The organism is Sneathiella sp. D3-11, assembly GCF_055809395.1.
Map to the genome: position 1 here is coordinate 1,153,404 of NZ_CM147911.1, position 25,317 is coordinate 1,178,720.

Annotated in this window: 26 protein-coding genes; 14 read left to right on the forward strand and 12 right to left on the reverse strand. The window is 49.4% G+C overall.

Annotation, left to right across the window (positions count from 1 at the left end; all coding sequences use genetic code 11):
* Positions 1–59: 59 nt before the first annotated feature.
* From AC0L73_RS06015 to AC0L73_RS06040, 6 genes are all read right to left on the reverse strand, one after another.
* Positions 60–1,277, reverse strand: a complete 1,218-nt coding sequence (locus AC0L73_RS06015; protein ID WP_227949323.1) for an ABC transporter substrate-binding protein — start codon at positions 1,275–1,277, stop codon at positions 60–62.
* A 70-nt stretch (positions 1,278–1,347) separates the two neighbouring features.
* Complete coding sequence (locus tag AC0L73_RS06020; protein ID WP_227949321.1) at positions 1,348–2,355, reverse strand: branched-chain amino acid ABC transporter permease; 1,008 nt, start codon at positions 2,353–2,355, stop codon at positions 1,348–1,350.
* Between the two features lie 4 nt (positions 2,356–2,359).
* Complete coding sequence (locus AC0L73_RS06025; protein ID WP_227949319.1) at positions 2,360–3,232, reverse strand: branched-chain amino acid ABC transporter permease; 873 nt, start codon at positions 3,230–3,232, stop codon at positions 2,360–2,362.
* A 9-nt stretch (positions 3,233–3,241) separates the two neighbouring features.
* Positions 3,242–3,955, reverse strand: a complete 714-nt coding sequence (locus AC0L73_RS06030) for an ABC transporter ATP-binding protein (protein ID WP_227949316.1) — start codon at positions 3,953–3,955, stop codon at positions 3,242–3,244.
* Complete coding sequence (locus AC0L73_RS06035) at positions 3,952–4,746, reverse strand: ABC transporter ATP-binding protein (protein WP_415776513.1); 795 nt, start codon at positions 4,744–4,746, stop codon at positions 3,952–3,954. The genes AC0L73_RS06030 and AC0L73_RS06035 overlap by 4 nt, the downstream gene beginning before the upstream one ends.
* Before the next feature lie 326 nt (positions 4,747–5,072).
* The gene (locus AC0L73_RS06040; RefSeq protein WP_473655120.1) at positions 5,073–7,412 is read right to left on the reverse strand and encodes a HAMP domain-containing methyl-accepting chemotaxis protein; all 2,340 of its coding nucleotides are present in this window, start codon (positions 7,410–7,412) and stop codon (positions 5,073–5,075) included.
* Positions 7,413–7,638: 226 nt separating this feature from the next.
* On the opposite strand from AC0L73_RS06040, the gene AC0L73_RS06045 reads away from it, so the two are divergent.
* From AC0L73_RS06045 to AC0L73_RS06060, 4 genes are all read left to right on the forward strand, one after another.
* On the forward strand, positions 7,639–8,409 hold the full coding sequence (locus tag AC0L73_RS06045; protein ID WP_227949310.1) for a class II aldolase/adducin family protein: 771 nt from the start codon (positions 7,639–7,641) through the stop codon (positions 8,407–8,409).
* 45 nt (positions 8,410–8,454) lie between these two features.
* On the forward strand, positions 8,455–9,342 hold the full coding sequence (locus AC0L73_RS06050) for a TauD/TfdA dioxygenase family protein (protein ID WP_473655121.1): 888 nt from the start codon (positions 8,455–8,457) through the stop codon (positions 9,340–9,342).
* Between the two features lie 123 nt (positions 9,343–9,465).
* Positions 9,466–10,107 carry a peptide-methionine (S)-S-oxide reductase MsrA gene (msrA, locus tag AC0L73_RS06055; protein WP_473655122.1) on the forward strand — a complete coding sequence of 214 codons (642 nt, stop codon included), beginning with the start codon at positions 9,466–9,468 and terminating at the stop codon, positions 10,105–10,107.
* A gap of 167 nt (positions 10,108–10,274) precedes the next feature.
* On the forward strand, positions 10,275–11,189 hold the full coding sequence (locus AC0L73_RS06060) for a DMT family transporter (RefSeq protein ID WP_473655123.1): 915 nt from the start codon (positions 10,275–10,277) through the stop codon (positions 11,187–11,189).
* Between the two features lie 20 nt (positions 11,190–11,209).
* Here the strand turns inward: AC0L73_RS06060 and AC0L73_RS06065 are convergent, their stop codons facing one another.
* The gene (locus tag AC0L73_RS06065) at positions 11,210–11,791 is read right to left on the reverse strand and encodes an HD domain-containing protein (protein WP_227949301.1); all 582 of its coding nucleotides are present in this window, start codon (positions 11,789–11,791) and stop codon (positions 11,210–11,212) included.
* 127 nt (positions 11,792–11,918) lie between these two features.
* Here AC0L73_RS06065 and AC0L73_RS06070 point away from each other — a divergent pair, with 127 nt between their 5' ends.
* On the forward strand, positions 11,919–12,527 hold the full coding sequence (locus tag AC0L73_RS06070; RefSeq protein ID WP_473655124.1) for a DsbA family protein: 609 nt from the start codon (positions 11,919–11,921) through the stop codon (positions 12,525–12,527).
* A 29-nt stretch (positions 12,528–12,556) separates the two neighbouring features.
* Here the strand turns inward: AC0L73_RS06070 and AC0L73_RS06075 are convergent, their stop codons facing one another.
* On the reverse strand, positions 12,557–13,000 hold the full coding sequence (locus AC0L73_RS06075) for a hypothetical protein (protein WP_473655125.1): 444 nt from the start codon (positions 12,998–13,000) through the stop codon (positions 12,557–12,559).
* Between the two features lie 217 nt (positions 13,001–13,217).
* On the opposite strand from AC0L73_RS06075, the gene AC0L73_RS06080 reads away from it, so the two are divergent.
* Both AC0L73_RS06080 and AC0L73_RS06085 read left to right on the forward strand, forming a co-directional pair.
* Positions 13,218–13,613 (forward strand): hypothetical protein, encoded by a 396-nt coding sequence (locus AC0L73_RS06080; RefSeq protein WP_473655126.1) that lies wholly within the window; start codon positions 13,218–13,220, stop codon positions 13,611–13,613.
* A gap of 42 nt (positions 13,614–13,655) precedes the next feature.
* Complete coding sequence (locus AC0L73_RS06085; RefSeq protein WP_473655127.1) at positions 13,656–14,060, forward strand: hypothetical protein; 405 nt, start codon at positions 13,656–13,658, stop codon at positions 14,058–14,060.
* A 27-nt stretch (positions 14,061–14,087) separates the two neighbouring features.
* Here AC0L73_RS06085 and AC0L73_RS06090 read toward each other — a convergent pair whose 3' ends face one another.
* From AC0L73_RS06090 to AC0L73_RS06105, 4 genes are all read right to left on the reverse strand, one after another.
* Positions 14,088–15,317, reverse strand: coding sequence for an NADH:flavin oxidoreductase/NADH oxidase family protein (locus tag AC0L73_RS06090; protein ID WP_473655128.1), 1,230 nt, complete (start codon positions 15,315–15,317; stop codon positions 14,088–14,090).
* An 87-nt stretch (positions 15,318–15,404) separates the two neighbouring features.
* Positions 15,405–16,244, reverse strand: a complete 840-nt coding sequence (locus AC0L73_RS06095; protein ID WP_473655129.1) for a pirin family protein — start codon at positions 16,242–16,244, stop codon at positions 15,405–15,407.
* 81 nt (positions 16,245–16,325) lie between these two features.
* On the reverse strand, positions 16,326–17,084 hold the full coding sequence (locus tag AC0L73_RS06100) for an SDR family oxidoreductase (RefSeq protein ID WP_473655130.1): 759 nt from the start codon (positions 17,082–17,084) through the stop codon (positions 16,326–16,328).
* A 31-nt stretch (positions 17,085–17,115) separates the two neighbouring features.
* Positions 17,116–18,483: an MFS transporter gene (locus AC0L73_RS06105; RefSeq protein ID WP_227949286.1), complete on the reverse strand. Its 1,368-nt coding sequence runs from the start codon at positions 18,481–18,483 to the stop codon at positions 17,116–17,118.
* A gap of 272 nt (positions 18,484–18,755) precedes the next feature.
* On the opposite strand from AC0L73_RS06105, the gene AC0L73_RS06110 reads away from it, so the two are divergent.
* The 7 genes from AC0L73_RS06110 (at position 18,756) to bmt (ending at position 25,312) form a co-directional block, all read left to right on the forward strand.
* The gene (locus tag AC0L73_RS06110) at positions 18,756–19,298 is read left to right on the forward strand and encodes a hypothetical protein (RefSeq protein ID WP_227949284.1); all 543 of its coding nucleotides are present in this window, start codon (positions 18,756–18,758) and stop codon (positions 19,296–19,298) included.
* 205 nt (positions 19,299–19,503) lie between these two features.
* A complete protein-coding gene (locus AC0L73_RS06115) occupies positions 19,504–20,682 on the forward strand; it encodes a multidrug effflux MFS transporter (RefSeq protein ID WP_473655419.1) in 1,179 nt (392 codons plus the stop codon).
* Positions 20,679–21,941, forward strand: coding sequence for an MFS transporter (locus AC0L73_RS06120; protein WP_473655131.1), 1,263 nt, complete (start codon positions 20,679–20,681; stop codon positions 21,939–21,941). The genes AC0L73_RS06115 and AC0L73_RS06120 overlap by 4 nt, the downstream gene beginning before the upstream one ends.
* 87 nt (positions 21,942–22,028) lie before the next feature.
* Positions 22,029–23,216: a pyridoxal-phosphate-dependent aminotransferase family protein gene (locus AC0L73_RS06125; RefSeq protein ID WP_227949277.1), complete on the forward strand. Its 1,188-nt coding sequence runs from the start codon at positions 22,029–22,031 to the stop codon at positions 23,214–23,216.
* A 77-nt stretch (positions 23,217–23,293) separates the two neighbouring features.
* Positions 23,294–23,758, forward strand: coding sequence for a methyltransferase family protein (locus AC0L73_RS06130; protein ID WP_227949275.1), 465 nt, complete (start codon positions 23,294–23,296; stop codon positions 23,756–23,758).
* 62 nt (positions 23,759–23,820) lie between these two features.
* Positions 23,821–24,246: a DUF4389 domain-containing protein gene (locus tag AC0L73_RS06135; RefSeq protein ID WP_227949273.1), complete on the forward strand. Its 426-nt coding sequence runs from the start codon at positions 23,821–23,823 to the stop codon at positions 24,244–24,246.
* A gap of 31 nt (positions 24,247–24,277) precedes the next feature.
* Complete coding sequence (gene bmt, locus AC0L73_RS06140) at positions 24,278–25,312, forward strand: betaine--homocysteine S-methyltransferase (protein WP_227949270.1); 1,035 nt, start codon at positions 24,278–24,280, stop codon at positions 25,310–25,312.
* Positions 25,313–25,317: the final 5 nt, after the last annotated feature.

Consider the following 25,317-nt stretch of genomic DNA (forward strand, 5'->3'; position numbering starts at 1 on the left):
TAAAAAAAGGGCAGAGGATTTTCATCCCCTGCCCTTTCTTTTTTAGATCAGATATCTGATTAATTTACAGATACAACTTTGCCCAGTGAGTTAAATTTCTCACCGTTAAATTCAACCGGCATCATTGCTTCAATCGGGAAGAAGTCATTCGGGCCTGTCTGAATTTTAATGCCTGGCAGCATCATATCCAGTTCCAGATCCAGATTGGCAGCTTCCTTCATGATGTTTTCGCGTGTCAGGTTGTCTCCAGCCTGTTTCAACACCTGCTCCATCGTCTGGCCAACGAGATATCCATATGCTGTGAAGGCGCTGGTTTTATCTCCATCAGGATAGTATTCATCCATGAATTTTGACCATTTTTTGTACCCTTCAGTCTCGAAATTCCCAGGGTCCGTGATATCCATATAGTACATCAGCGAAATGATACCCTTGGAGTTATCCAGTCCTGCAGGTTTGTAAACAGAGCCTACGGAGTTAGAAACTGAATTGTTCAGGAAAACCGCATCCCAGTTCAATTCGCGGAATTTCTTAATAGCCTGAGCCGCAAATTTCGGTGTCGTCACGTTGAAAAAGACGTTCGCACCGCTGTCTTTTAGCTTGATCATCTGCGAGTTGATTGTCGGATCTGTAACTTCGTAGCTTTCTTCAGCAACGATAACGGAATCAGCCTTATCACCGAGATATTCTTTCAAGCCATGGACATAGTCTTTACCATAATCATCGTTCTGGTAAAGGATAGCCACTTTCGGATCCTTCACATTTTCCATGATATAGGCACCAAACAGCGCGCCCTCAGTCTGGTAGCTAGGCTGCCAACCCATTGTCCAAGGGAAGTTTTCAGGATCGCCCCATTTCGTCGCGCCAGTTGCAACAAACAGCTGAGGAATCTTCTTCTTGTTCATATAGTTATGGATAGCCGAGTTTGTCGGAGTACCCAGGCTTTCGAATATGAGCAGCACTTCATCCTGTTCAACAAGCTTACGAACCTGTTCCTTTGTTTTAGGCGGGCTGTAGCCGTCATCCAGCGAAATAAACTCAATCTTCCGACCGTTTACGCCGCCATTTTCCTTATTGATCTTGTCAAAATAGGCAGCCGTGGACTTACCAATCTGACCGTAGGCAGCCGCAGGGCCGCTATAAGGCATGGTATTGCCAAGCTTGATGGAATCATCGGTCACACCCGGACCATACATCTTGTCAGCTAAAGCCGACGTCGCGGCCATTCCCATTGTGGCAACGGCAGCGAAGGTAATCGCTAATTTTCTCCCGGTATTCATTAGTACCTCCTGTTTATTATTTTTCGCATCTACAATGACGCGACTCTTCTTCACGCTTTCAACTGAGAGCTCAAAGTATTTTCTTTATTCGGACTCTCAGCAGATTTACCAGCCCTGCAAAACCTGAGGGCATGACATAAATAACCAATATAAGGATAATGCCAAAAATGGCATAGGAAAGGCCAGTTGAAATTTCTTCTGCAAAATTCGGCACTGTCAGTATGAAAAATCCGCCGAACACGGCTCCCCAAATAGAGCCTGTTCCACCAACCACCATTCCGATAAACAGCAATATAGAGAGCTGGAATGTAAAGCTATCTGGCGCAACAAACTCAATAACAATGGCAGCAATCGCACCGGCAACACCCGTATAGAACGCGCTGACACCGAAGGTAAGAGATTTGTACATAGATGCATTCACACCCATCGATCTCGCGGCGATTGGATTATCACGTATCGCCATCATGGCACGGCCTGTCCGGCTATTGATCAGGTTCCAAGCAATCCAGAACATAAAAAGCAACACCACGAACACAATCATATACCACCATTGGTCCATCGTGATGCCGAAGTTATCAACCAGAATGGCTGGAACGTCCGGGCGGAATACATCCAAACCTTGCACCCCTCCGGTCAATCCTTCCAGATGAGATGATTTCAGGACCTGCGGTATCGAGACACCCAAAGCAAAGGTGGCCAAGGCTAGATAAAGCCCCTCAAGTCGTAGCGCAGGCAAGCCAAATAGGAAACCTGCGATGAAACAGACCACACCTCCAACGGGAATGGCCGCATAGACTGGCCAATCGAGATGATACACAAGAATGGCGGCTGTATAGGCCCCGATAGCATAAAAGGCGCTATGCCCAAGTGAGAATTGCCCATTAAACCCCGTCAACAAGTTTAAGCCGAGGATTGCTATGGCATAGATCATTATCAACGTGCCCTGGAAGGTCGCATACCCTCCAAGAATAAAGGGCAAGACTGCGCCAATCACTATGAAGGGAATGACCCACTTAAAAGGGATTTTTGCGCCGGCATTCAGTTTAGTATCTATACGCGTTTCTACATCGGTTGCCATATTATTATACCCTGGTCACAATGGTTTTGCCGAACAACCCGTTAGGCTTGAACAACAGAACGGTCACGATCAAAATCAGAGCAACCGTCAGTTTCAATTCACTACCAATGGCTGGGATATATGTCCCGGCCATGTTTTCAATAATACCGACTAGGAAACCGCCGGCGACGGCTCCTCCCGGACTTGATATACCTCCGACAATCGCAGCCGCAAAGCCATAGAGAAGAATGCCTAGCATCATGTTCGGTTCCAAAAAGACAATTGGTGCAATCATCATTCCTGCAACAGCACCGATTGCTGCGGCCAAGCCCCAGCCCAGCGCCAGCATCCAGCCGACCCGAATGCCCACAAGGCCTGCGGAATCTGGATTGGCTGCTGCTGCCTGCATCGCCATTCCGACACGTGTAAAGCGGAAAAAGCAGAATATTGCGAAAAGTAAAAGCAGGGTCACGAAGAACATGCCGACTTCATGCAATCCGATCAGGCCCCCAAAAGACCCTTCAGGGAAAGGAGACGGAAATGTCTTGATATTATGGTCCCATATTGCGCCAGCGAAGCTGTTGAATATGGCGACAAGGCCGATAAAGACAACGATATGGCTAAGAACCGGCGCATTATGGAGCGGCTTGAAGATAATTCGCTCAATTGCCAAGCCACCAATGAAGGAGACAACAATAGTCGCGAAAAACGCGATCCAGTAGGGCACTCCGCCCGCAATCATTGCCCAACAGATATAGGTGCTGAACATCGCCATTTCGCCTTGTGCAAAATTGAAATGATCGATGGCCTGATAAATCATAACGACCGCAAGTGCCAGGCACGCGTAAATCGCGCCATTTGCAAGACCGGTTAGTAATTGCTGTAAAAAAAGATCCATGGGAACGTCCTAATACCCTAAGTAGGACCGACGAACGGTCTCATTTTCAAGAATTGATTCCGAAGTGCCGGAGATGACGATATTTCCCGTTTCCAGCAAATAGGCATGATCGGCCAACTCAAGAGCCAGAGACGCGTTTTGCTCGACTAGCAACATACTCACCCCTTCTTCAGCGTTGATTCTTTTCAGAATTTCAAACAGCTCTTGAACAATTAGCGGTGCAAGGCCGAAAGAAGGCTCGTCAAGCAGCAACAATCGCGGCCGTAACATTAAGGCCCGACCAACAGCCAACATCTGCGCTTCACCGCCACTTAACGTGCCTGCTTGCTGGTTTCGACGCTGTTTGAGGATGGGGAAATAGCCGTAAACCCGTTCAACATCTTCCGCGATACCCGCTTTGTCGCTCCGGCTATAGGCTCCAAGACGTAAATTGTCTTCAGCCGACATTCTCACGAATGTACCGCGCCCCTCCGGAACATGGGCAATGCCCTTCCGCGTGATATCTGCTGTTTGCAGAGCGGCAAGTTCCGTGCCTTCCAGCTGTATCGTTCCTTTTCGGGTAACCATCCCGCTGATTGCGCGAAGGGTCGTTGTTTTACCGGCGCCATTCGCGCCGAGAATTGTTGTAACGCCACCGTGTTCGAGGCTGAAATCCAGCCCATGCAGAACTTTCGTCGGGCCATATGACGCTTCAAGCCCTTTTACATCAAGCAATTGACTCATTTCTTGCCCGTCCCCAGATACGCTTCGATAACATCAGGATGTTGCTGAATTTCAGCAGGCGGGCCTTCAGCAAGTTTTCGGCCAAAGTTGAGTGCAACAACTTTCTCGGAAACCTCCATGACCACACCCATATGATGTTCCACCAAAAGAACCGTCGTACCAAACTCATCGCGAATTCGCCGGATCGTATCCACAAGGAGCGATAACTCATTGTGGTTAAGCCCGCCAGCAGGTTCATCCATCAGCAATAGCTTGGGCTTGCTCATAATCGCGCGTGCAATCTCAAGCCGTTTTTGGATGCCGAAAGAGAGTCCGCCGATCCGCTGCAGCGCTGTATCTTCAAGTTCCATGAACTTGAGCATTTCCAACGCGCGGCTTCGAAGCTCTTTCTCCTCCCGCTTTATCCAGGGCAAATGCAGCGCATTGCTGATGTAATCAGATTTTGCGGTCGCATGCCCACCAATCATGATGTTATCAAGAACGCTTAGATTGGAGAAAAGGGCGAGATTTTGGAATGTCCGTCCAAGTCCGATCTCACTCATCCTGTGTACAGGACTTTTAAGGATGGAGTTTCCGCGAAAGATGATATCACCCCAATTCACGTCATAGAGGCGACTGATACAGTTAAAAAGGGTTGTTTTACCTGCCCCGTTTGGCCCGATCAGACCGACAATTTGACCTGAAGGAATGTCAAATGACACACCGTCCAACGCGACGATGCCGCCGAAATGAACACTTACATCCCGGACGCTTAACAATGCATCCGTCGATGAAACGTCTGCAGACGCTATACTATCTGTGTTTTTGTTCACTCATAACTAATGGTTGCACAAGCTACCAGATGCATCTTCAAAATTATTATGAATACGCTTCCGGACGCCTTGGCGTCCACCTCCCAGTTTAAAACGTTATTCTTTATTTGTTGTTCGATAACTGTGACTCAAAGAAACCGTTTTGACCAGAAAAAAATATATTGTTTTTTACGGAGTAAGTCTAAGGGATGGTTATACTTTTTGGTTTAATCAATTATTGCGAGAGAACATTAGAAAAACAAAAGGCGGCAGTTACTTCAGGGTATTTCGCCCGTAACTGCCGCCTTAGTTGGGTATTTCTATAACTAGCTTGCGCGAATTTGCGCAAGGAACCCTTCTACCTGCTGATCTAATTCTGTTACTTCCTTTGTAAGCCCGTTCGAGATTTCTTCAACTTCCTGCGCCGATTTACCCGTCGATTCTGCTGCACTTCTCACGGATTGAATATTTTCGGAGACATCTTGCGATCCCTCAGCGGCTTGCTGAACGCTCCGGCTGATTTCACCAGTCGCAGCGCCCTGCTCTTCCACGGCGGCAGATATAGAGGTCGCAATCTCGTTGATCTTGCCAATGGTTGTTGTGATATCACCAATTGCACCAACGGCATTCCCAGTCTCTTCCTGGACCGCCTTGATCTGCTCAGAAATTTCCTCTGTTGCCTTCGCTGTCTGTGCGGCCAAATTCTTCACCTCACTCGCGACGACAGCAAACCCCTTACCGGCATCACCGGCCCGGGCTGCTTCAATGGTCGCATTCAGGGCGAGCAGATTAGTCTGCCCAGCAATGTCGTTAATCAGACCGACAACATCACCAATTTTGGATGCCGCCTCATTCAGCGAGGTGACCATTATGTTGGTCCGCTCAGCTTCAGTAACGGCTTCCCCTGCGATGCTGGCCGCCTGACTAACCTGACGGCTGATCTCATTGATGGAAGAAGAAAGTTCTTCTGTTGCGGCCGCGACTGAATTGACGCTGGATGTCGCAAGATCAGATGCCGAAGCGACAGTCGCAGAGCGCTGTGTTGTATCTTCGGCGGACTTCGTCATCGATTGTGACCTTCCCGTCATTTCTGAAGCAGCAGCGGCAAATTTTTCGACCAGATGCTTCACGCTGCCTTCGAATGTATCGGCGAGTTGGTTCCGCTCCTTGGTTTTCGTTTCTGCCAGTTCGCGTTCGAGTCGCTCACGCTCTTCCAAAGCAGCTTTTTCTGCATTCCGCTGTTCTGCTTCACGCTTGGCTTTCTCTTCATCACGTTTCTGGCGCTCAGCTTCTGCTTCCGCACGCGCGGCTTCAGCTTCACGGGCAGTATCGCGGAATCCAACGAGAGCATGTCCCATCCGGGCAATTTCATCAGTCCCGTCGCGGTAAATGCTTGACGTAAGGTCTCCTTCGGAAAGATGCTGGGCAGAGCTCACGAGAAGCATCAAGCGACGAATGATATTACGGCGAACATAAAGCCATCCAATAGCGATTGTAATCAACAATGCCACCAAAGCGCAGATCAACAATGTCATCTTTGTCGTATTCGCGAGGGCGGTGTTTTGTTGAGCCGCAGCCCCCAAAGACTCTTCAATTTCTGCGGTAAATGCGTTCACATTATTTACAAGGATTGCAGCAAGGAACCGGCTTTCACTTACGGTTGCCTCTGCTGCCTTGGCAGCTTCCAACTCTTGAATACGGGTTTTGAAGATATTGACTGAGCTGAAGTTACTCTCTTCTACGCCCATCGCGAGAAAGTCACCGAACAATTCAGAGAGTTCCTGCGTCTGGCCTTTCGATGTCTGCTTTTCTATCTCGTCCAATGGCGTCCCCAGCGACGCAATCGATGACAAGAAGGTGGATTCCAAGTCTTTCACAGCGTCAATATCACCTGTCTGCAAGCCTTCTGTAAGCAGGCTCAGCATTTGATATCCGTTGCTCTTGAAAGAGAAAACCTCTTCCTGAAAGCGGAGAATTTGAAGTATTTCCTGTGAAAATTTAGAGGTGTCATTTTCAGGACGCACTCCCGCAAGTGCCTTATCTATGGACTGCGTGAGCAATTCATTCCATTTTTCGGAATTTTCAATAACCTGCATTCTCAAAGGAAGAAGGAATGGGCTCAATCCCGTATCAAGTATATCGCGAGCGACCGAAAGGCCCGGAGACGTCGTATTCAGTTGTTTAGAATGCTCGATGCGATTCTGAACATGCCCATTCAGCCGTTCCAAGCTTTCCAGCATTTTATTCAGGCCATCTTCGATTTTTGGGAGAAATTCATTGCCCGCCATGAACTCACGCAGTGAACTTAACTGCGCGGAGGCCTTTTTGCCCGTATCCTCGATAGCTTTAATGCTCATAAGCCGCTCAGATTCTGTTTTTGCCGTGCTGAGCTGCGGCGCTGTTGCCGCGAGAGCTGTCGTCTCATTCGCAAGCTTCAGGGCCAGAGAGATTGACGGAACTTTCTTATTTATAAGATCTTCTTGCGCGGTTGTAATTGTTCCCAGGCTGACCCAGCTGATTGCCGAAATGGCGATTGTCAAAACCGCAACGACAGAAAATGCCGCAATTAGCCGAGGTCCAATGCCAAATTTTGAATATTTAACTTCGCCTCCCGTTGCTTTCGGGCTGCTCTTCTTTTTTAAAAGCTTTAGTAATTTTTTCATCATCCGTTCAATTAGCCCGCTCGGCTCCTCATAAATTACAACGACTTAATATGACTACCGTAAAAACATTAACATCGCGTTAGACATTGCCCGATAAAAGAGAATTGTTCATAAATCAAAAAATCCGCTACACTTGAACCTCAGAATAAATAAAAATTTATGTATTCCGGTTGTGTACGCAGCTTTCAGATGAATAGCATAACCCGGAAGCTTGACACGGGAGATTAGAATGAGCTTGGCTAAACTACAGAAATCATCACGACGCGAACAATTCAGTGCCACCGAATGGGAAATCCGGACCGACCTTGCTGCTGCCTATCGTTTGGTCGCGCTATTTGGCTGGGATGATTTGATTTTTACTCATATCTCTGCGCGTCTACCGGGTGATGACAACCATTTTCTCATTAACCCATATGGTATGACATTCGATGAAATTACTGCCTCGTCCCTGGTCAAAATTGACCTGAGCGGCGAAATAGTTGGTGAAAGTGACTATCCGGTGAATCCTGCTGGCTTCACGATACACTCCGCAGTTCATGAAGTGCGGCACGATGCAGGCTGCGTCATGCATCTGCATACAGCGGCCGGCACTGCCGTCGCGACACAGGAAGAAGGGTTATTGCCCCTCAACCAGACAGCACTCCTCGTCCGAGAGCAACTTGCATATCACGAGTATGAAGGTGTCGCGCTTAATCATGACGAACGGCCGCGCCTGCAAAAGGATCTCGGTGACAAGGATTTGATGCTGCTTTGGAACCACGGCACGCTCGCGCTCGGCCCAACAGTCCGCGATGCGTTTTTGAGCATGTACTTCCTGGAGCGCGCCTGCGAAATGCAGGTTGCCAGCCTCGCAGGGGGCCGCAAGCTTCACTATCCATCCGATAGCGTTGTGGAAGTAACGGCAAAGCAGGGCGAGAAAGGCCTGACCGCTGTTTCCGGGATTGCCTGGACAGCCCTCCTGCGTAAGCTTGACCGTCAATTGCCGGGCTATGCGGAATAAAGTTCAATGTTCTAAAAAAATAAATAAAAGCAGGGATAAAGAACAATGGCGTATAAAAAAATCTCAGTTGAGCCTTTAACGGGAACAGTCGGTGCGGAAATTTTCGACGTTGATCTCACCAACCTTGACGCAGAAACAGTGGCAGAAATTCGTGCGGCCTTCCTCGAGCATGTAGTTGTTTTTTTCCGGGATCAGCCGCTTGATATCAAAGATCTAAAGAACTTCACCTCCCAATTTGGGCCATTTGGCATTGAACCATATGTCAAGACAATGGGAGAGCATCCGGAGGTAATTGCCGTCGTCAAAGAAGCAGAAGAAGTAAAGACCATAAATTTCGGCGGCCATTGGCATTCGGACTGGTCCTTTCAGGAAAATCCGCCGATGGCGACCATTTTGTTTGGGGATGATATCCCGCCCTATGGCGGTGATACAATGTTTGCCAATATGTACCTTGCATATGAAACCCTGTCGGACGGTATGAAGACGCTCATCGATCCGCTGGTGGCGATTCACTCCGCGCGTCGCTCTTACGGCACAGGCAAAAGCATTCTTGGCACCAAGAAGCGGAAGTCGATGACGATCATCCAGTCTGAAGAAGCACATGATGAAATCGAGCATCCCGTTGTCAGAATTCATCCGGAAACAGGGCGTAAAGCGCTATTCATCAACCCTGTTTACACAATCCGGTTTAAGGATATGTCCGAACGAGATAGTCGGGAGCTTTTGGAAAAGCTCTATCGTCATTCGGTCAGCGAGATTTTTACCTGCAGGTTCCGGTGGCGGAAAAACTCTCTTGCCATGTGGGATAATCGGGCGGCGATGCATCTTGCGCTCAACGACTATGATGGTTATCGACGAGCGCTTTACCGGACAACAGTCGCGGGAGACCGTCCATTCGGTCCGGCCATGCCGAAAAACGAAAAAGCGGCCTGAACTCACCCGATCCGCTGACTTTTTTGTGATATCAACTTTCTGCGAGATGCTCTGGTAATCCCAACGTAATTAGCCCACTTAGTCGACCAGTGTTTAGTTACGTCGTGAAGCGGAGATTCGTTAATGCAGAAGATTTATACGCCCATTAAAAGAGTTATGTTGGCATTCGCCATTGTCATGAGCGGGGCTGTCGGCATCGCATCTCAAGCTGCTGCAGCTGAGGAAACAGCCATTGTCGCAGGCGGGTGTTTCTGGTGTGTGGAGTCAGATTTTGATCATGTCCTTGGCGTGCTGAAGACGACCTCAGGCTATATCGGGGGAGAATCACCCAATCCGACATATAAGTCTGTCTCGGCGGGCGGTAGCGGATATTTTGAAGCCGTCGAAATCATCTTTGATCCAGACAAGATTTCATATGCAAGTATACTGGATATTTTCTGGCGGAGTGTCGATCCAACCGATGACGGCGGCCAGTTTTGCGACCGCGGCGAAAGTTACAAGACGGCTATTTTCACGACCAGCGATACCCAAAAAACAACCGCCGAAAATTCCAAAGCTGAGCTTAATGCCTCGGGGCTATTGAATGATCCTGTTGTTACTCCCATCCGAAGTGCTATGACATTTTACCCTGCAGAGGACTATCACCAAAACTATGCTGAGATAAACCCAATAAGATATAGCTTTTACCGCTTCAATTGCGGTCGGGATGCCAAGGTAGAAGAGCTTTGGGGCGATCAGGCTCACCGCGGCATAATGGAACATTAATTGACCCAAAACGAGGATTTGGATTTCTGAATTTCTACCATCAAGTTTACCGCTATCCGAAATAAAGTAGTCAAAAGCTGTCGCGCGTCTTAAAATGAATCTTGGCGCGACAGCTTTGCTTGAACAACTTTGTGCAGGCGCCGCAATAAAAATAAAAAGGCCAGCGCATGTCAGTATCCAGTTCCCTGAAAAACAGCACGACCCTGCAAGGTATCGCCTGGATGATACTGACGAGTTTTCTCTTTGTCGGCATGACGGGGATTGTTCGCCATCTTGGCTCTGATATGCCCGCGATTGAGGCCGCGTTTATTCGCTATTGTTTAGGGTCACTGATTATTCTCCCCATGGTTATTAGACATTGGCCGGGCATGCCAAATAAGCGGGACGCCCAGCTGTTTATTTCACGAGGTCTCGTCCATGGAGTCGGTGTTATGCTCTGGTTCTACGCCATGGCCCGCATTCCGATTGCAGAAGTAACCGCAATTGGTTACGTCGCTCCGATTTTTGTCACTATTGGTGCGGCGATCTTTCTGGGCGAAAGACTTCAGTTTCGGCGAATTGGCGGCGTCATTGCGGGGTTTATCGGCGCGCTTATTATTTTGCGGCCCGGTTTTCAGGAGATTCAGCTTGGCCAGCTTGCACAACTCTGCGCGGCCCCGCTCTTTGCTGTTTCGTTTCTTATTGCGAAAAAGCTCACAGGAAACCAGAGTTCATCCATGATCGTCGGCATGCTTTCCTTGGGATGTACTGTCACCCTATTGCCGGGCGCAATCATACAATGGCGCGCTCCGACGACACATGAACTCGCCTGGCTTTCTCTGGCCGCCATTATTGCGACGGCGGGTCATTACACCCTGACCCGTGCCTTTCAGGCTGCGCCCATAACAGTGACCCAACCACTCGGTTTTCTACAACTCGTCTGGGCCTCAATATTGGGTTTACTGGTATTTGGCGAACCGCTAGACCCCTACGTCATGATCGGTGGTGCTGTCATCATTGGGGCGGCGACCTATATTTCCCACCGGGAATTGCAGGTCAGCCGCAAGGCGCAAACACCCTCAGCCATTGAGACAAAGATATAGAGGCTATCGGGGAAGAGCCTCTACTCCATCAGATAAATGGATTGCTTGGGCGAGGCCATGACCCGGCGTACCATCGGTTCAAAATATTCTAATGGCGCTGACTCAAAATTTTTGTCAAACGCAGCCTGATCATAGGCGGCACAGAAATGCGCACAATCCTCGAAATACTTATGACCGCGGTGCTGTTCGCGCATGTCCCGGTCCAAGCCAATATGGTGGAAAAAATAATAGCCCTGGAAAATACCATGTTTTTCGAGGATCCAGTGGATCTTCTCCGACACGAAAGGCTTCAACATTGCCGCGCCAATATCTGCATGATTGAAAGTGCCCAGCGTATCACCTATGTCGTGCAGCAGCGCCGCAACAACATATTCCTCATCCTGACCGTCCTGATGGGCAAGTGTGGCGCTTTGCAAGGAATGCTCAAGTCTATCCACAGAAAAGCCACCAAAATCACCTTCCAATAGCTTCAAGTGATTCAGAACCCTGTTCGGCAATTCCTTGGAAAAAACTTTGAAATTGTCAGAAATGATCTTGTAGTCGGCCGCTGTGCCGTCTGTCATCTGGCTGAACTTTGCTCTCTCATTGGAGATTTCATTCATTTTACCGCTCCCGTCGATATTATTATTGTTTATGTCTGAGTAGCATAAGACAACTCTTGTCTCTTGTCGCCTCCCGGTTCAGACTGCAGTTTACCACGGCAACAAAAAACAAAAAAGGAATCATCGGATGACGATAAATGTCGAACTTCACTATGATTTTGGCAGCCCAAATTGCTACTTTGTGCATAAAGCCATTCCCGAGATTGAGAAAAGAACCGGGGTAAAGTTCACCTATTTCCCGATATTGCTGGGCGGCGTCTTCAAGATGACTAACAATAAATCACCCATGCAGCAATTTGCAGATATTCCTCTCAAAATGGACTACGCGCGTCTAGAAACAATGCGCTTTATCAAGGAACATAAACTCGCAAAATTCAAGATGAACCCTCATTTTCCCGTTAACACCGTTCAGATGATGCGCGGGGCAATCGTTGCCGAAGATGAAGGCTATTCTGCGCAATATACAGACGCGATGTTCATGGCCATGTGGGAAGATGAAAAGAAGATGGATGACCCGGAAGTGATCACCACCACTTTAAACGCCGTCGACCTTGATGGCACACATATTCTTGGTCGTATTCAGGAACAATCCATCAAAGACGTCCTTATCCAAAATACGAGCGCATCCGTCGAGCGCGGTTGCTTTGGCGCACCGATGGTATTTGTTGGCGACGAAATGTTCTTCGGCAAGGACCGGTTGGAGGCCGTCGAAAGAGAGATTATGCGTCAACAGTAACAGGGCCTGACAACCGGCCTTTACAACGGCTATTCAGGTTGTTCGGGCACTGTGGCTTTGCCCTCACCACCAAACTTCGTCGCGAAATACCCAATGATTAACCCGATAACTGCACCTTCCAGAATAAACCAGAAAGGCGACAAGAAAGGAAAGTCAGGTCCGAAAATATAGAGCATCATTTGCTGAAACGTATCATACGCAAAGAGGGTAAGGACGAAGTTCATCCAGCCGCCAATCCAGGGCGCGCGGAACCACCAAGGCAGCGGCATACGGAGTATGGGGTGCCAGTCCATCACGCCGAAAACGCCAATAAATGCACCAACTGTGATGTACCAAAACAATACACCAAGCCGCAGCAACATATCACCTTCGGGCCAGATATATGGCATTACGAAAAAGCCGATCAAGCCGAAAAACAGACCAATAAACTTGCCAATCGCAATGCGCGTTATCAATGACGGATTACCGAACATAAACCTTTCCCCCCTTTGAATGAGCTTCAAACCTACTAATATCTGCCTGAAGCCGCATTGACCGCAATCAAATTATACTAAATCTACGGTCTAATTTTCCCTCAGGTAATACACGTAAATTCTTGCAAACAATGACACACGCATATATTGTTCACTAATAAGGGTAAATTCCTCATTGGTGTTTCATTGATCAGCATGAATAGTCGTGGATTTTAAAATGTTTAAAAAAGCTATCGTAATATTTTCTTTGATGTTTCTCGTTTCCGCTTGCTCCACTTGGTCAGACTCACAGGTTACGAATGACGGCAAGGCTGTTGAAATTACTAGCGTTTCAGAATCCGAGAAAAAGGATCCATCAAAAATAATCCTTACCGAGGGCGATATCACAGATAAAAAATATTCTGTTATCGGCGACATTGAAGTAACCGTAAACAAGACAACCATCTTCAATGCTGATCCCACACCCGAAATGGTGAATGAAGCACTCAAAGAGAAAGCTGCCGAGATTGGGGCGGATGCAGTCATTTTTGTAAGACATGGTTCAGTCGGCGTTTCATTTTTCAGTTGGGGAGCTTTGGAAGGCAAAGGGCGCGCAGTATCCTTCAACGAATGATTATTTAGTATTTCAGTTGTACGAAAGAGTAATAAAATAGCTATGCGGGCACTTTATCATGGAAAATTTCGCAATTATTTTACAGCCGCGCTCACTCTGTTGCTTTTATTTGGTTGTGCAAGATCCGCCCCAGATCTTCCGGTTAGCCGAGTAAATATGTCAGACGCTGAAATCATTAATTCGCTAAATATAAACGAATCTGATCTCTCTAAGGCATGCATTGAGCTTGATACGGAACTTGCGAAAGTAAATGAAGCGATCGAAGACAATGAATTAGTAATTAAAGGAGATCGGAAAAAGAACCAAATTGTCGGTTACCTCGGTGCTTTGTTTATCTTTCCAGCAATTGCGGCTGAAAATAATGATGAAGCCAAGGAAAACCTGGAAACGCTACAGGCTCGCAAAGATCAGCTTTACTACCTCAAGAGCAGAAAAACCTGCAAATAACATACACTAACTTACAATTTTAACCGGTTATTTTGTATTTACACTTTCCATTGCTGAGGCGGTTCGTTCTTCATTTTCGAGATAAGCCGTAATCGCTTCTTCCCCAGTCATGTCTGGATCTGCGCCTTTGCCCTCCGCGATCCGGATGATATTGAGGCAAAACCAGCCGAGCGCGCCTTTTGACGGTTTAATAGTCTGTTCATATGCTATCGTGCTGGCATCCGGCGAAGCGAGCAATTGGTTCGGCGCATCCGTGTCGACGCACATCGGGCGTGCGATCCCGATAACATCCACATTCCCCTCCGCAAGTGCCGCGTCCATTGCCGCACGGCTTCTAAACCCGCCGGTGATCATCAAGGGAACGTTCGTTGCGTCGCGAATGCTTTTGGCATATCCCATAAAATAGGCTTCACGAGTGATGGTCGAATTGCGAATTTCATCCGCGCCGCGTGCACCAATCATCATGGCGGGATTCTCATAGTTGCCGCCAGAAATTTCAAGGAGATCGACCGTGTCCTCCTCCAGCCATTTCACAACCTGCAGGCAGTCCTCATGACTAAAACCGCCATTTTGAAAATCCGACGAATTCAGTTTAACGGAAATCGGATACTCCGGACCTACTGCCGTCCGAATACCCTGCACAACGGTGCGTAAAAGACGGGCGCGGTTTTCAAGGCTACCACCCCATTGATCTGTCCTCTGGTTGGCGAGGGGCGAGAGAAATTCGGAAATCAGATAGCCATGCGCACCATGAACCTGAACACCGGAAAATCCTGTTTCCTTGGCTACAGTCGCTACATGGATAAACCGTTTGATCACATCCTCCACCTCTTCGGATGTGAGTGCGCGCGGGGCGCCGAAGGCACTATCAGGCAGTGTCATTGAAATTTCTGACGGAGCGACCGGCCGGGGGTTCACACGGCGCGGTGTCTGCCGCCCTGCATGACCGATCTGCATAAACAGAAGAGTATCATTCAACGTCCCCGCAGCAGCAAATGCGCGAAGTTCCTCCAGCCCGCCATTCTGATCAATGACAACGTTCCCCGGCCTCTCCAGATATCGGCGGTCCACCTGAACATTACCCGTCACTAGAATACCTGCGCCGCCTTCGGCCCATTTTTTATAAAGCGTGACATGGCGTCCCGTCGCACGGTTCATCGGGTCAGCCAGCCCTTCCGTCATCGGGGCCTTGGCAATCCGGTTTTTAACCGAAACACCGCACGGAAGGGTAATCGGGGAAGAAATATCTACTGTCATTGGGGCAAGTCCTTTTTCGTCATTCTCTATGGAGACAATTAAGCCGGGGAAAATCCTAACGGCCTTTCCCCGGTCAATCAAGCAAGGTTAGAAGTTGCCTGTCTGGAAATCCCGAACAGCCTGCTGTATTTCATCAAAGCTGTTCATCACAAACGGGCCATAGCGTGCCACAGGCTCTCCAATAGGTCGCCCGGCGACCAAAATGGCCCGACCACCAACTTCACTCGAAAGTTCAACCGTCCCCCCATCCGAAAGGATCGCGAGATGATGCTGGATTACCTCTTGGCCGCTGACATCAACGGTGCCATCAAATACATAGGCAAACGCCGTATGTCCCTCTGGCACCGCATGACGATATCGACCACCTGCCTCCAGCGAGACATCTATGTAGATGGGATCTGTCACAACACCCCTCACTGGCCCCATAACAGGTCCGTCAGGACCATCTACCTCGCCCGCAAGCACCCGAAGTGTCACATTATCAAGCACCACCTCCGGTACATCGTCAGGATCAATGTTCTGATACCGCGGCGTGCACATCTTGTTCTTCGCGGGCAAATTGACCCAGAGCTGAAACCCACTCATCCGACCCTCACGTTGTTCCGGCATTTCGGAATGCACAATCCCGCGCCCGGCAGTCATCCACTGGACACTACCCGGACCGAGCACGCCTTCCGCACCGGTCGAATCCTTGTGCCGCATCTGACCGTCAATCATATAGGTCACGGTCTCAAAACCGCGATGGGGATGAGAAGGAAAGCCTGCGATATAATCATCCGGGTTTTCAGTGCCGAAGTTATCGAGCAGCAGAAACGGGTCTAGCTCCGATATCAATTCCGATCCGATTGAGCGGCGCAGCTTTACACCGGCCCCGTCGGAAGCTTCAACAGAATGAATAACTCGGTTCACTTTTCGCAAGTTGGACATAATACACCTGACTTTCCTTCTCAAATATATTGGAACGATCGGTTAGATATATGTATGAAATCTCAAATTGAAAGTCTCGCATTACCCGCGGCCGATAAAAGGCATTTTCGTTGCCATAATCGTCATGAACTGAACATTCGCCTCCAAGCTCAGACTATCCATATAAAGGACAGCGGAGGCAACATTTTCAACATCCATGACAGGCTCTGGCGCAATCGAGAGATTGGCCTGCGGGACACCTTTTTTAATAACTGCTGTCATCGGGGTTTCCGCATTGCCGATGTCAATCTGACCGCACGCGATGTCAAAAGCACGTCCATCCAGCGACAGGCATTTTGTGAGCCCGGTAATGGCATGCTTCGTTGAGGTATAGGCAATGCTATTCGGGCGGGGTACGTGTGCCGAAATCGACCCGTTATTGATGATCCGGCCGCCCATCGGACTTTGCTCTCGCATAAGGCCAAATGCCGCCCGGGCGCAATAAAAGGAGCCATTAAGGTTCGTGTTCACCACATTCTGCCAGAGATCAACGGCCAACTCGTCCGGTGTTACGGGTGGCGCGCCAATACCGGCATTGTTAAAAAGAAGATCAAGTCGTCCGAATTCCTTCCGGAGCCTATTAAACAAGGTTTCAACCGACGCCGGATCGCTTACATCAGTTGGGATCACCAACCCGTTGGCAGACGCCGAACCTGCAAGGTCCAGCGTATCCTGAAGGGTTTCGCGTTTTCGCCCTGCCAGTACGACATGATAACCGTTCTTCATAAGTGCAAGAGATACGGCCCTGCCAATCCCTGCCCCCGCACCCGTGACAAGTGCGATCCTGCTTTTCCCCGTCATGTCTTTAATCCACTACGTTTGAAATTCATGTTTAGTTTACAGTCGCTCTTGCTGCACGTTTTTGCGCCTGCCCGGCAACCAGTCGCCGTTTTCGTGGCGCTGCCAGCCAGACTGACATGATTGACAATATCGACATGCCAATAATGACATAAAAGGCAAGATGATAGTTTCCGGCCTCATCATAGAAAAGCCCTGTAAGCCAAGGCCCTACGGCACCGCCAACCAGTGCGAGCGTGCTAATCGTTCCAAAAATAATGCCGTAGCCCCGTCCCTGGAACAGGTCGGCAGGCATGGACCCATAGACAGTTGCTACACCATACCCGAGACCGCCTTGCAAGATGACCATGGCATACATCATCGCTGCACTTGGTACATGCTCCATAATCAATAGCAAGACACAGCTAAGCAGAAAACCCGCTGTTGAGATGGTCCACACCCATTCCCGACCAATACGGTCAGAAAGATTACCAAGATATATCTGTCCCAGCACTCCGGCAAAACCAACAAGGCCCAAAGCTGACGCGGCTTCCAGATCGGAGAAGCCAATCTCAATCAGGTATTTCGTTTGATGCACTTGCACCGCATACCAGACATAAAGCGCCGTCGAACACGCAAGGGACAGCCACCAGAACGTCCCTGTTTTTATCGCCTTTTTTATCGTCCAGTCCGTATTAACCCAAGCATGATCCACCACAGGATCGGCCGCAGCCTGCTGACCACGTGTTTGTTCCTGATCCGGTGCGGCATCGCCATCAGGATAAAGACCGATATCAGAAGGTTGCTTACGCTGAAAAAAGAAATTGAGTGGTAGAATGACAACCAGCAACAGCCACGCCATCAGCCAACAAGCGTCCCGCCAGCCCTCTGCTGAAATTGTTTCCTGGATAAGGGGCATCAGAATCATGGAGCCTATTCCAACCCCTGAAAAAGCAATTCCTACCGCAAGGCCGCGGCGACGCTGAAACCAGTTCGGCAAAAACATCGACTGTCCGACATAGGTCAAGACTATTCCGGTTCCCACCATCAGCACGCCAAGAGTGAGGTAAAAATGCCAAGGCTGAGTGGCAAATGTGGAAGTTATCAGGCCGATACTCACTGTGACAGCAGACACCGAGAGAAGATATCGTGGCGCAACAAATTCCAGAAGCTTGCCCACGATCGGTGCCAGAATTGCCGCAAGCGCAAAGCCGATCGAAAAGGCGGCGGCGGTTGTCGCCCGATCCCAGCCAAACTCGTTCAGAATAGAAGGAAATAGCAATGAAAAAGAGGTTCGGACATTTACACCGATCCCCATTGTGATAAAGACAATGGCGACAACCGCCCATCCATAGAAAAATGGAGTGCGTGCGAGCGTCGCATCCATCCCATGCAACTGTGTCTTACTTTTCATTTGGGTCATGCTGCTTCCTTATTATTGGTTTTGCAACGTGGAACTCCCGTCAGCATAACGCGAAGCTTAACCCACTAAGTCAGACAAGCGAAACGGAAAAATACCCGTGTCAGTATTATCAAGAATTGACTCGCAATAAACTATGCCTATATTGGCCGCAGGTTCTCAGGTGCGCCTGCCCGCTCAAGATGACATCACCCTGAAACAACTTCAGATACCGACATGTTTTATACTTACAAGTTTGGCTTCGCGGGACGCCGATAAAACTTTGGAGTTATGATATGTCTATTTCCGAAAACAAGCCCATTGCCTGCCGTTCACTCGCGGAACTAAAAATCCGCAGCCGTATTCTGCTGAAGGCCGCCGCTCAGGAAAAGCCGGAAGCCCTGAAAACGTTAAGCAAATTTGGCAAGCAAGAACCTCCTTTCCAGCATAAAGACGCGCTGAAAGCAGTATCCCGTCTAGCCGGATTTAAAAGTTGGCAGCATGCCAGCCATATTCTCGGTGGATCTGCCCATATTGGCGATGATATGGGCGTGCTTTGGTACAATAACAAATGCACAGGGTTACTGAATATCTGGTGCCGAAATTATGAGGAAGCGCAAGAGCAATTCAGTCAGCGCAAGGGAAGCTTCCTCTTTCCGTATAAAACGCAATTCGTAATTACAGACGATGAGTATGTACGTGCGTTAGGCATAGATACCGACCAGTCCATACTGCTAGGACCAAACCGTAATTTTGCCGAAAATTATGGTTCCGCAACATGGGATGACCTGACATTTCAACGATTGCAGCACGCGATGGGTAGCACCATCGGGCACTAAATGAACGTTAAAAGATGTTTGATCAAAAACAGTCTGTTCAGCCTAAAATAAAATAGACTATAGTGGGGTATCATCGAGCGGAAGGTGACACTCCACTAGAGAGCCTGCAGCTTCCAGCTTTATCCCGAACACTGTTATAAGACAGGAGCATCAGCTCACCAATGTCCGCGCCGTCAAAAAACTTGGGTTTGTTGAGCAGGTCATCCTGCTCGCGCTGATGATTTCCATGGTTGCCCTCACAATTGATATGATGCTGCCGGCCCTATTCGATATTAGTCAGGATCTACATGCTGAAGATCCGAACGACAGACAGTACATCATTGCAACCATTTTTCTGGGTCTTGCCATCGGCCAACTGTTTTACGGCCCCATATCCGACACTACCGGACGAAAGATCGCCATTTATATGGGCTTCGGGCTATTCCTTGCTGGCTGTCTTTTATCCATTTTTGCCACCAATTTCACCGTTATGCTCATCGGTCGGCTCCTGCAAGGCTTAGGCGTGGCATCACCGCGCATTGTCTCCCTTGCCCTTATCCGTGACCAATATGAAGGGCGGGAAATGGCAAAGTTTGTTTCTCTCGTGATGACCGTGTTTATCTTGGTTCCCGTGCTCGCACCTGCCCTTGGCCAATTCATTCTGTTTTTTGCGGAATGGCGCATTATTTTTGTTACTTTATTCGCTCTCGGGCTGGCAACACTCATATGGTTCGGCCTTCGTCAGGAAGAAACGCTTGAGGTGGAGCGGCGCGTGCCTCTCTCTCTCAAACGTATCTGGAGAGCATCCAAGGAAGTGATCTATACCCGTGCGGCATTTGGGTTTACAATGGTTGGCGGATTCATTTTCAGTGCTTTTCTTGGTTACCTCACCATGTCACAGCAAATATTTCAGGATCAGTATGGCGTAGGCGACATGTTCGCGGTATATTTCGGTGCGCTGGCGCTGGCGCTGGGGGCCGCTTCTTTCATAAATGCTCGCTTGGTTATGCGCTTTGGTATGCGCAAACTTTCCTATTATGCGCTCGTCGCGCTGACCATTTTGTCCGTCCTGTTTATGATTTATACCTACATGTGGGAAGGGCATCCTCCGCTCTGGGCGCTGGTTTCCTTCTTTATGGTTATTTTCTTTTGCATCGGTATCCTGTTCGGTAATTTCAACGCCATGGCGATGGAGCCGCTTGGACATATAGCTGGGGTCGCGGCGGCGGTTATCGGCTCCATTACGACATTCGTTTCCATGGGCCTCGGCACCCTAATTGCTCAGCTCTATGATGGCACGGTTTTCCCGCTTGTCGCCAGCTTCGCCGTGCTTGGCGCATTGTCACTCGCGGCGATGATCTGGACTGTGCGAACATCAAAAACCGATCCCGGATCCGGCTTATGATATGGGGTTCGATTAAGTCCGTCGCCTCCCTCCTGTCCAGCTATGGTCTGTTAATGGTTGCGAATGCCATGTTCGGTACTCTGCTTGGACTCCGCAGTAAGCTCGAAGGGTTCTCGACGGAAGTCACGGGCATCATCATGGCCGGATTTTTTATTGGAATGCTTCTGGGTGCATTTTACGCCGTTCGCGTCGTGGCAAGCGCGGGACATATCCGAAGTTTTGCCGCCTTTGCTTCAGTCATGTCAGTGGCGGTCTTAGCGCATGTGCTGCTCATCGACCCAGTTGCCTGGTTCTTCCTCCGTGCAGTCACAGGGTTTTGCATGGCCGGCATGGTGATGATCGTTGAAAGCTGGCTGAACGAACGCTCCACGAATGCCACGCGGGGACGCGTCCTCTCGCTCTATATGATCACAAACTATCTTGGTGCCGGGTCCGGCCAGTTTCTGATCACAGTTGCAAACCCGGATAGTTTTCAACTCTTCTCCGTGGCGTCCATTATTTTCTCCATCGCACTTGTTCCCATCCTCCTGACCCGGGCGACAGCACCAAAACCTTCGGCCCCTGAAAGGATGAAGTTCCGCGAGCTTCTCAGAATTTCTCCAGTTGGCGTCGCAGGAACCCTTGTGGCTGGCCTGACCAATTCCGCCATCAATAGCATGGGCCCCATCTTCGCAGCCACCATCGGCCTTAGCCTCGGGCAGATATCAACCTTTATGGCAACCATTCTTCTGGGCGGCATGCTGCTGCAATTTCCTGTAGGTCGTCTATCCGATCTTTTTGACCGACGCTCAATACTTATCATATCTGCCCTAGCAACAGCTCTGGTCAGTGTGGGTATAATATGGGCCGCAGAAGAGCATTACATCCTGTCGTTATTTGCCTTCTGTATCGTCTATGGTGGATTTTGCTACACAATTTATCCCATGTCTTCCGCGCAGGTGAATGATCTCGCCGATCAGGATCGTCTTGTCCAGGTTTCGGCCGGCCTCCTCCTTGCTTATGGCACTGGCGCGAGCATCGGACCAATCGTAGCCTCACAAATTATGGGTCGGGTCGGCCCGAATGGTCTGTTTTACTATGTAATCGGCTGCACCCTGTTTCTGGCAATATTGACAATCATTCGTGTCATTCAACGGCCGTCCGGCAAGAAAAAGGCGGAGTTCCTGCCACTGGGCAGTCTCGGCTCTTCAAGCAAGCAACTCTATAGTTCCGTTGCCAGGGAATCCTACGAGCAGGAGGATAAGGGAAATGAAGAATGACACAGCGGACAGATTACCATTGCCCTCTGCACAAAAGCGAATACACTTTTCTAACTATTTGAATACCTATTACGGGAAACTACCAATATGAGCGTCAAAAACGGCCGCCAATTTTTGAGCATTCCTGGTCCAACAACTGTTCCAGATGAAGTTCTGGCGGCGATGCACCGCCCAGCGGTGGATATTCGTAAAGGCGAACTTGTTGATGTGACAGCACGCCTTAAAGATGATCTGCGCATGATAACGAAATCAAAGGGTACTCCCTTTATTTACATTGCAAACGGTCATGGTGCCTGGGAAGCCGCGCTGAGTAACGTTCTCTGCCGCGATGACAAAGTGCTTGTACTGGAAAGCGGATCATTTGCCAGCGGATGGGGTCAGACGGGCGGTACGATTGGCCTTGATGTGGAGGTTCTTCCCGGAAGCTGGCGGAAGACTGTCGACCCGAACGCTATAGAGACTCGTCTAAAGGCGGATAAGAGCAGCGACATTAAGGCTGTCCTTGTCGTGCAGGTTGATACAGCCTCCAGCGTTCAGAATGATATCCCGGCAATTCGCCGTGCGATAGATAACGCTGGACATGATGCCTTACTAATGGTGGATACGATCGCTTCTCTTGGAACGATGGATTATCGGATGGATGAATGGGGGGTCGATGTGACCGTCGCCGCTTGCCAAAAAGGGCTGATGATGTCACCTGGAGTAAGCTTCACCGTCGCAAATGAAAAAGCCATGGCACGCCACCAGAAAGCAAACCTCCGAACTGCCTATTGGGACTGGACGAGCCGTCAAGGCCCTGAACATTACCAGAATTACGCAGGTACTCCGCCAGTACATATGCTTTTTGGGCTGCAAAAGGCATTTGAGCTTATTCGCAATGAAGGCTTAGACAATATATTCGAACGACATCGTTTGCTTGCCAGTGCAACTCGCGTGGCAGTTGGAAAATGGGCGGAAGAAGATGAGTTCGCGTTTAACATTATTAATCCTAATGAGCGCGCGAACTCCGTAACGACAGTTCTAGTGACGAATGCACAGCATCTTGAAGCTATTCATGATTATTGCATCGAAAAATGCGGGGTTGTTGTTGGTGTGGGCATTGCAGCACTCTCCGGCAAAGCGCTTCGGATAGCGCATATGGGGCATATCAACGCGCCCATGCTCCTCGGCACGCTAGGCTCGATTGAAATGAGCCTGAAAGCCCTAAACATTCCTCATGGTGCAGGCGGTGTCGAAGCAGCAATTGATTTTCTCGCCACCAACGTCCCACGATAATTATCTTTTGTGACGCAGGACACGGATAGGGAATCTTTTCTTTGCTAATATTCAATAGATTGTAGAGGGAGATTTCCGTGTTTAAACCTGATCATGCAGGAGTAAAAATTCCGCCGCCGATTTGTTTCTTTGCCTTCCTTTTGGTAGGCATACTTTTGGATTCAGCTTGGATCGGTGGACATTTTGCGGCGACTAACCTGACTGCTATTGGCAGTGTAATTGCACTCACATCCCTTATTTGTCTTGTTCTCGCCGCGCAAAAGCACAAAAATGCCGGCACAAATATCGAGCCTTGGAAGCCGACAACAAAAATCATTTCTGACGGTGCGTACAAATACTCTCGCAATCCTATCTATGTCGCAATGGCGGCTGTATATGTGGGGCTTGCTGTCGCCGCGGACAGTTGGGTGGCTCTCCTTCTTCTCCCTATCTGCCTCCTCGTAATTCGCTTTCACGTTATCACCCGAGAGGAAGCCTACCTTGAAGATAAGTTCGGGAAGGAATATCTAGACTATAAGGCAAGGGTTCGACGCTGGCTGTAAGTAGCCTGAAATAGTCGCGGTTTCCCGCCATAACATATTGACCATCTCAAGGGGTGCAACCAATGACAGATGATGTAAAAAAGCATGTTAAGTCGACGACGACATGGACGAGATTAATATATTTGATCCTGTATGCGATCATTTTCCGGGTCGCCAGTATCGTCCTGTTTGCGATCACGATCATACAATTCATCAAAGCACTGCTGACGGGTACTCCTTTTGCGGAGTTGCAATCTTTCGGCGGCGCACTTGCGGAATACAATAAGCAACTCGTTGCGTATTTGTCCTATCAGAGCGACGAGAAACCCTTTCCTGTCGGCCCGTGGCCGCCACAAACGCCGACTGCGAGTAAAAGCGAAACAAGCGATGATGTGATCATTGTAGCGGAAGAGCAGCCGAAAAAGCCAAAGCCGCCTGGAAAGCCCCAAAGTAGTCCAACACCTAAGCCCGAAGATGCGGATGATGACAAAGGCACGAATACCGCCTAATCTCTGCATGGCCTTTGTATAGGACATAAATATGGTCAATAAACTTCAAGAACTTCTGGATAGTAAACCCTTCTTGCTGGCTGACGGTGCGGTTGGAACGAACCTCTTTGCTGTCGGTCTGCAGTCGGGCGACGCGCCGGAGCTATGGAACATTGATGCGCCGGAAAAAATTCACGATTTGCATCGGGGTTTCGTCGATGCTGGCTCGGATATCATCTTGACCAACAGCTTTGGTGGGACGAGTTACCGGCTTAAACTTCACAATGCCCAAAATCGGGTTCGGGAACTTAACATTGCTGCCGCAAAGATTGCCCGTGCGGAGTCAGATCGCGTGGACCGCACGGTTATTGTGGCGGGATCCATGGGGCCGACGGGCGAGTTGATGGAGCCGATGGGCACCCTCACTCACGAGAAGGCCGTTGAAGCCTTCAAGGCACAAGCGAATGCACTGGTTGAGGGTGGCGTTGACGTGCTCTGGATTGAAACTATGTCCTCAAAAGAGGAAGTAGCTGCTGCGGTTGAGGCTGCGAAGGCAACTGGACATCCTTTTGTCTGCACCATGTCATTCGATACCAATCGGCGTACAATGATGGGCATTAAACCTGCCGATTTCACTGAATTTTGCCATGATCTGCCTGCGCCCCCCGTTGGCTGGGGCGCTAATTGCGGCGTCGGTGCGGGTGAGTTACTGGAAACTGTTTTAGGCCTTAAATCCACGGCGAAAGAAGGCGACATTATCGTTGCCAAAGCCAACTGCGGTATTCCCGAATTCAAGGATGGCAAGCTGATTTACAGCGGGACGCTGGAGGTGATGGCCGATTACGCACGACTTGCGGCCGATGCGGGTGCCCGGATCATTGGAGGATGTTGCGGTACAAGTCACGCGCATCTGAAAGCGATGGCGGAAGCCCTCGACGGATATACACCCAAAAAGGACATCGGTATCTCGGAAATCGAAGCACGCTTTGGCCCCGTTTGGCAGGTTAAGTTACCGGCAGAGGCGTCTCATGGGGCGTCACCTGAGACTGGCCGCGGCAATCGTCGTAATCGCCGCCGCCAGAGTTAAGGTAA

Coding starts and splice junctions, on each gene's coding strand:
- AC0L73_RS06120 (WP_473655131.1), top strand. CDS start 20,679: ATGATATGGGGTTCGATTAAGTCCGTCGCCTCCCTCCTGTCCAGCTAT.
- AC0L73_RS06030 (WP_227949316.1), bottom strand. CDS start 3,955: ATGAGTCAATTGCTTGATGTAAAAGGGCTTGAAGCGTCATATGGCCCG.
- AC0L73_RS06105 (WP_227949286.1), bottom strand. CDS start 18,483: ATGACCCAAATGAAAAGTAAGACACAGTTGCATGGGATGGATGCGACG.
- AC0L73_RS06040 (WP_473655120.1), bottom strand. CDS start 7,412: ATGATGAAAAAATTACTAAAGCTTTTAAAAAAGAAGAGCAGCCCGAAA.
- AC0L73_RS06025 (WP_227949319.1), bottom strand. CDS start 3,232: ATGGATCTTTTTTTACAGCAATTACTAACCGGTCTTGCAAATGGCGCG.
- AC0L73_RS06075 (WP_473655125.1), bottom strand. CDS start 13,000: ATGTTCGGTAATCCGTCATTGATAACGCGCATTGCGATTGGCAAGTTT.
- AC0L73_RS06090 (WP_473655128.1), bottom strand. CDS start 15,317: ATGACAGTAGATATTTCTTCCCCGATTACCCTTCCGTGCGGTGTTTCG.
- AC0L73_RS06085 (WP_473655127.1), top strand. CDS start 13,656: ATGCGGGCACTTTATCATGGAAAATTTCGCAATTATTTTACAGCCGCG.
- bmt (WP_227949270.1), top strand. CDS start 24,278: ATGGTCAATAAACTTCAAGAACTTCTGGATAGTAAACCCTTCTTGCTG.
- AC0L73_RS06045 (WP_227949310.1), top strand. CDS start 7,639: ATGAGCTTGGCTAAACTACAGAAATCATCACGACGCGAACAATTCAGT.
- AC0L73_RS06135 (WP_227949273.1), top strand. CDS start 23,821: ATGACAGATGATGTAAAAAAGCATGTTAAGTCGACGACGACATGGACG.
- AC0L73_RS06080 (WP_473655126.1), top strand. CDS start 13,218: ATGTTTAAAAAAGCTATCGTAATATTTTCTTTGATGTTTCTCGTTTCC.
- AC0L73_RS06125 (WP_227949277.1), top strand. CDS start 22,029: ATGAGCGTCAAAAACGGCCGCCAATTTTTGAGCATTCCTGGTCCAACA.
- msrA (WP_473655122.1), top strand. CDS start 9,466: ATGCAGAAGATTTATACGCCCATTAAAAGAGTTATGTTGGCATTCGCC.
- AC0L73_RS06065 (WP_227949301.1), bottom strand. CDS start 11,791: ATGAATGAAATCTCCAATGAGAGAGCAAAGTTCAGCCAGATGACAGAC.
- AC0L73_RS06060 (WP_473655123.1), top strand. CDS start 10,275: ATGTCAGTATCCAGTTCCCTGAAAAACAGCACGACCCTGCAAGGTATC.
- AC0L73_RS06015 (WP_227949323.1), bottom strand. CDS start 1,277: ATGAATACCGGGAGAAAATTAGCGATTACCTTCGCTGCCGTTGCCACA.
- AC0L73_RS06050 (WP_473655121.1), top strand. CDS start 8,455: ATGGCGTATAAAAAAATCTCAGTTGAGCCTTTAACGGGAACAGTCGGT.
- AC0L73_RS06070 (WP_473655124.1), top strand. CDS start 11,919: ATGACGATAAATGTCGAACTTCACTATGATTTTGGCAGCCCAAATTGC.
- AC0L73_RS06095 (WP_473655129.1), bottom strand. CDS start 16,244: ATGTCCAACTTGCGAAAAGTGAACCGAGTTATTCATTCTGTTGAAGCT.
- AC0L73_RS06020 (WP_227949321.1), bottom strand. CDS start 2,355: ATGGCAACCGATGTAGAAACGCGTATAGATACTAAACTGAATGCCGGC.
- AC0L73_RS06110 (WP_227949284.1), top strand. CDS start 18,756: ATGTCTATTTCCGAAAACAAGCCCATTGCCTGCCGTTCACTCGCGGAA.
- AC0L73_RS06100 (WP_473655130.1), bottom strand. CDS start 17,084: ATGACGGGGAAAAGCAGGATCGCACTTGTCACGGGTGCGGGGGCAGGG.